The 5,008-nt window shown below is 67.6% G+C and carries 6 protein-coding genes and 1 tRNA gene; 5 read left to right on the top strand and 2 right to left on the bottom strand.

The window, feature by feature from the left end; genetic code table 11:
- The first annotated feature begins 288 nt into the window (after nucleotides 1–288).
- The 3 genes from G6028_RS06305 (at nucleotide 289) to G6028_RS06295 (ending at nucleotide 2,915) form a co-directional block, all read left to right on the top strand.
- Nucleotides 289–579 carry a DUF485 domain-containing protein gene (locus tag G6028_RS06305; RefSeq protein ID WP_182658357.1) on the top strand — a complete coding sequence of 97 codons (291 nt, stop codon included), beginning with the start codon at nucleotides 289–291 and terminating at the stop codon, nucleotides 577–579.
- Nucleotides 579–2,201 (top strand): solute symporter family protein, encoded by a 1,623-nt coding sequence (locus G6028_RS06300; protein WP_179524676.1) that lies wholly within the window; start codon nucleotides 579–581, stop codon nucleotides 2,199–2,201. The genes G6028_RS06305 and G6028_RS06300 overlap by 1 nt, the downstream gene beginning before the upstream one ends.
- A gap of 240 nt (nucleotides 2,202–2,441) precedes the next feature.
- Complete coding sequence (locus G6028_RS06295; protein ID WP_241730590.1) at nucleotides 2,442–2,915, top strand: hypothetical protein; 474 nt, start codon at nucleotides 2,442–2,444, stop codon at nucleotides 2,913–2,915.
- Nucleotides 2,916–2,996: 81 nt separating this feature from the next.
- On the opposite strand, the gene G6028_RS06290 is transcribed toward G6028_RS06295, so the two are convergent.
- On the bottom strand, nucleotides 2,997–3,323 hold the full coding sequence (locus G6028_RS06290) for a hypothetical protein (RefSeq protein WP_179524678.1): 327 nt from the start codon (nucleotides 3,321–3,323) through the stop codon (nucleotides 2,997–2,999).
- Nucleotides 3,324–3,551: 228 nt separating this feature from the next.
- A tRNA-Arg gene (locus G6028_RS06285) sits at nucleotides 3,552–3,627 on the bottom strand.
- 214 nt (nucleotides 3,628–3,841) lie between these two features.
- Here G6028_RS06285 and rplM point away from each other — a divergent pair.
- Both rplM and rpsI read left to right on the top strand, forming a co-directional pair.
- Complete coding sequence (rplM, locus tag G6028_RS06280; RefSeq protein ID WP_107748654.1) at nucleotides 3,842–4,285, top strand: 50S ribosomal protein L13; 444 nt, start codon at nucleotides 3,842–3,844, stop codon at nucleotides 4,283–4,285.
- Nucleotides 4,282–4,824: a 30S ribosomal protein S9 gene (gene rpsI / locus G6028_RS06275; RefSeq protein WP_179524679.1), complete on the top strand. Its 543-nt coding sequence runs from the start codon at nucleotides 4,282–4,284 to the stop codon at nucleotides 4,822–4,824. Before rplM ends, rpsI begins: the two co-directional genes overlap by 4 nt.
- Nucleotides 4,825–5,008 lie beyond the last annotated feature (184 nt).

Raw genomic sequence — 5,008 nt, 5'->3', positions numbered from 1 at the left:
GGTGCCTGACCCCGACGCCGGCGCCGACCCCCCCCGGATGAGGTGGCTCCGCCCCCCGATAGGGGTGGTGTCACCACCGCGTTTGCCTCCGTCGGCCCCCCGGGGCGGATTGGCCTCGGCAAACCCTTGTGTCCCGTGTCACACTTCTCCAGTCCTAGTCTGTGAGGCGCATCACTACAGAGGTGTGGCTCGAGAGAACTGAAACGGAGGACCTCCGTGTCCCAGCCAGCTGATCCCCCGGTGGGAGGATCGTCACGACGCAGCCCGGAAGCGGCTGACTTCGAGGCGATGCACTCCAGCCCGGAATTCCAGGAGTTGCGCAGCAAGTTCAGGGCCTTCGTCTTCCCCATGACGATCGCCTTCCTCGTCTGGTACTTCCTGTACGTGCTACTGGCGGTCTACGCGACCGACTTCATGGCGACCAGGGTCTTCGGGAACATCACCTGGGGGCTGATCATCGGTCTGGCGCAGTTCGTCACCACGTTCCTCATCACGTTCCTGTACATCCGGTTCGCCAACCGGGTGATCGACCCCCGCGCGGAAGCGATCCGCCACGAGCTGGAAAGTGAGGTGGCCTGATGGGCGACTGGCTGATCAACATCCGTGAGCTCACCCCGGGGGAGCAGGTCGGCTCCACTCTGCTCAACATGGTCGTGTTCGGCATCTTCATCGTCGTCACCATGACGCTGGTGCTGCGGGCGTCCAAGTCGACCAAGTCGACCAAGGACTTCTACACCGGTGGCTCCACCTTCACGGGGCCTCAGAACGGGTTCGCGATCGCCGGCGACTACCTCTCGGCGGCCTCGTTCCTGGGCATCGCCGGTGCCATCGCCATCAACGGTTACGACGGCTTCCTCTACTCCATCGGCTTCCTGGTGGCGTGGCTGGTGGCGTTGATGCTCGTCGCCGAGCTGATGCGGAACACCGGTCGGTTCACCATGGCCGACGTGCTGAGCTTCCGTCTCAACCAGCGGCCCGTCCGCATGGCCGCCGCCCTGGCGACTCTCGCGGTCTGCCTGTTCTACCTCATCGCCCAGATGGCGGGCGCCGGCGGTCTGGTCGCCCTGCTGCTCAACATCAACGATTCCACCGGCCAGGCGATCGTCGTCGCGGCCGTCGGGATCCTGATGATCGTCTACGTGCTGGTCGGTGGCATGAAGGGCACCACGTACGTGCAGATGGTCAAGGCCGTGCTGCTCGTGGGTGGCGTGCTGATCATGTGTCTGTTCGTCCTGGTGGCGGCGCGGGGCAACTTCTCGGCACTCCTCGGCGAGGCCGTCGCCAACTCGGGTAAGGACCTCCTCAGCCCGGGTCTGCAGTACGGCGCCACCGAGACCAGCAAGCTCGACTTCATCTCCCTGTCGATCGCCCTGGTCTTCGGTACCGCCGGCCTGCCCCACGTGCTGATGCGCTTCTACACGGTCCCCACCGCCAAGGAGGCCCGTCGCTCGGTCACCTGGGCGATCGCGCTCATCGGGTCCTTCTACCTGTTCACCCTGGTCCTCGGCTTCGGTGCCGCGGCGATGGTGGGATCGGACGTCATCGAGGCGGCGCCGGGTGGCGTGAACTCGGCGGCCCCGTTGCTGGCCTTCGCGCTGGGTGGGGAGATATTCCTCGGCATCATCTCGGCGGTGGCCTTCGCGACGATCCTCGCGGTGGTCGCGGGCCTGGCGATCACCGCCTCGGCGTCGTTCGCCCACGACATCTACAACGGTGTGATCAAGCACGGCAAGGCCACGGAGAAGGCCCAGCTGCGCGTGTCCCGGATCACCGTCGTGGTGATCGGTGTCGCGTCCATCATCATGGGCATCGGCGCCATGGGGCAGAACATCGCGTTCCTCGTCGCCCTCGCCTTCGCCATCGCGGCGTCGGCGAACCTGCCGACCATCCTCTACTCGCTGTTCTGGAAGCGCTTCAACACCACCGGTGCGCTGTTCTCCATGTACGGCGGCCTGATCAGCACACTCGTGCTGATCGCGCTCTCGCCCGCGGTCTCGGGTGGCCCGAAGTCGATGATCACCAGTGTCGACTTCTCGCTGTTCCCCCTGTCCAACCCGGGCATCGTGTCGATTCCGCTGGCGTTCCTGCTCGGCATCATCGGCACGTTCCTCGGGAAGAAGGACGAGTTCCCGCAGAAGCGGGTGGAGATGGAGGTCCGCTCCCTCACCGGCGTCGGTGTGGAGAAGACCATCAACCACTGACCCGGCCCACCCGGGCGGAACCGATCCCGACCCGCCCGACCGCGAGACGCGGTCGGGCGGGTCGCGTCGTCGTCCCGGTGCGCCCCGGGGGTCGAACCCCGACCGACGGGAAGTCGGTGGACAAAGGGACTACCCTCGGTGACCACCACACCGATTCGGAGGCGGTCAGAACAGATGTATCCCGGACAGGACGACCAGACGCGGCGCATGGGGCAACCCGACTCGCGCGCGTATTCGCAGATGGGCGGAGACCCAGGGTACGACGAGCCCTACTCGAACGAGGCCGCTTATCAGGAGCGCCGTGAACCCCGCGGTCCCGCGATCGACGTGGGCAAGTTCCTCGGCAGCGTCGCGGCCACGGCACTCGTGGCGGCGATCGCCGGGTGGCTGATCGCCTGGGTGGTGGAGGCGGCGTTCGGCCGCTTCGGCCACCAGTGGGCGAACGGCGGCAACACCCCCACCATGTACGCGGTCTACGGGGCGGTGGCCGCGATCCTGGCCGGGCTCCTCTGGTACCTGCTGCTGGTGGGTACGGCGAACCCGCAGCAGTTCTTCTCGTGGACCGTGGGATTGCTGATCATCGCGGCGGTGGCGCTCCCGCTGCTGGTGACGGTGCCGTTCCTCGACGGGTTGGCCGCGGCGATAGTCCATCTGTTCATCGGCCTGCCGATCCTCGCGTTGACAGGGGCGTTCGCCGCGACCCTGCGACGCTGATCCCCGTGACGCACCCGAGCCCGCTGATGATCCATCAGCGGGCTCGGGTGCGTCCGGCCGGTCGGGCGGCCTACCCGTGACTCAGGCCGCGTGCCTGCAGGTCGGGCAGGAGCAGTCGTCGCACACGCAGTTCGCGCACTCGTGGCGCTCCCCGCAGTTGTCGCACGAGCACACGTTGTGGTTACAGGTCTCGCAGGTGCAGTCGGTACAGGTGCACACCGCGCAACTGTCGGTGCAGTTGTCGCACGAGCAGGTGGTGCACTCGTCGTAGTGGCCGTCGTGCTCGCGGTGCAGGTGACCGTCGTGCAGGTAGTCGACGTGATCCTCGTGGACCACGGCCTCGTGACCGCAGCCGGGTCCGTGGGTGTGCGAGTGGGGCTCGGCGTTGGGGTGGTCGGTCACGGTCATCGGTGTCGCTCCTGGTCGTCGCCGGCGTGTCGCCGCCGGGCATGGCTGGCGGATGTCACGGGAGTCGCCGGATCGCTCGCGGGTCGGCACTCGTCCATGGCATGCACAGATTGTCATACGTGCATGTATTGCTGTCAACGGCGTCAGTGGTCCCGTCAGGTCTGGCCGAGAGGCGTCGTGCGGCATCCGCGGTGGTGGGGCGGGCGTCGGATGGTCGGACGCGCGCCGTGGTGCCCTCGAGAGGAATCGAACCTCCGACACCGGCTTTAGGAGAGCCGTGCTCTATCCACTGAGCTACGAGGGCGGGAACCGGGGGAGAGTCTAACTGATCCGCGCCGGTCCCGTGATCGGCGAGTTGGAGTGTCGACAGCCGGGCGGTAGGCTTGGCCGCTGGCGTCCGTGTCGTCCCCGTGTCCCGGGATCGACGGACCGCCTCCGCGGGTCACCACCGGCCGCCGCGCGAGGGGGTGGGCGTCCGACAGGCCGGCAGCCCCACTAGACAGACAGAGGTATTGCCTGTGTCCACGTACACCCCCAAGCCCGGGGACGTGACGCGCGCCTGGTACGTCATCGACGCCACTGATGTGGTTCTCGGTCGACTCGCCGTGCAGGTCGCCAACATCCTCCGTGGCAAGCACAAGCCGCAGTTCGCCCCGAACGCCGACACCGGCGACTTCGTCATCATCATCAACGCCGACAAGGTCGCGATCTCGTCCAACAAGCGCGAGCGCGTCATGCACCACCGTCACTCCGGTTTCCCGGGCGGGCTCAAGTCGCAGTCCCTCGGCAAGGCCATGGACACGCGCCCCGACCGCGTCGTCGAGAAGGCCGTCAAGGGCATGCTCCCGAGCAACAAGCTCGGTCGTGCCGTCGCCTCCAAGCTGAAGGTGTACGCGGGCCCCGAGCATCCGCACGCCGCCCAGCAGCCCGTGCCCTACGAGATCAAGCAGGTGGCCCAGTGACCGACGAGAACATCACCCCCGAGGCCGAGCTCGCCGATGACACGGTGGCGGAACTCGCCGCCGAGGTCGCCGAGGACTACAGCGAGGCCGACTACGCCGGCGGTACCGACTACGTGGCCGACGCCGAGACCCAGCTGGCCCCGGTCGTCTCCTCCGGTCCGACACAGGCGGTCGGCCGTCGCAAGGAGGCCGTCGCCCGCGTCCGCCTCATGCCCGGCTCCGGCCAGTTCACCCTCAACGGTCGCACCCTCGAGGAGTACTTCCCGAACAAGGTGCACCAGCAGCTCGTCAAGTCGCCGCTCGTCCTGGTCGAGCGCGAGGAGCAGTTCGACATCGTGGCGCTGCTCCACGGTGGTGGCCCCTCCGGACAGGCCGGCGCGCTGCGTCTGGCCATCGCCCGCGCGCTGATCCAGTACGCGCCGGACGACCGCCCGGCGCTCAAGAAGGCAGGCTTCCTCACCCGGGACGCCCGCGCCGTCGAGCGCAAGAAGGCCGGCCTCAAGAAGGCCCGTAAGGCCCCGCAGTACTCGAAGCGCTGATCTCCGCGCTCGACACCGCAGAGCAGGCGCCCGCGATCGCGGGGGCCTGCTCTGGCTCGTTTTCCAAGGGACCTCACGGCCGGGGCTATCCTTACCCGGTCCGGAACACCCACCCCCAGTGCGGTGGCGGTCCCACTACCCCGGAGGATCACGCACCATGACCCGACTGTTCGGCACCGACGGG

This window comes from Dietzia cercidiphylli, assembly GCF_014145145.1.
In the GTDB taxonomy this organism is placed as follows: domain Bacteria; phylum Actinomycetota; class Actinomycetes; order Mycobacteriales; family Mycobacteriaceae; genus Dietzia; species Dietzia natronolimnaea.
The sequence above is the reverse complement of the archived record's forward strand: the minus strand, read 5'-3'. Positions and strand labels throughout refer to the sequence as shown.

Excerpts from the sequence above, each read along its gene's own strand:
- G6028_RS06305 (WP_182658357.1), top strand. The coding sequence starts at position 289 with ATGCACTCCAGCCCGGAATTCCAGGAGTTGCGCAGCAAGTTCAGGGCC.
- G6028_RS06300 (WP_179524676.1), top strand. The coding sequence starts at position 579 with ATGGGCGACTGGCTGATCAACATCCGTGAGCTCACCCCGGGGGAGCAG.
- G6028_RS06295 (WP_241730590.1), top strand. The coding sequence starts at position 2,442 with ATGGGCGGAGACCCAGGGTACGACGAGCCCTACTCGAACGAGGCCGCT.
- G6028_RS06290 (WP_179524678.1), bottom strand. The coding sequence starts at position 3,323 with ATGACCGTGACCGACCACCCCAACGCCGAGCCCCACTCGCACACCCAC.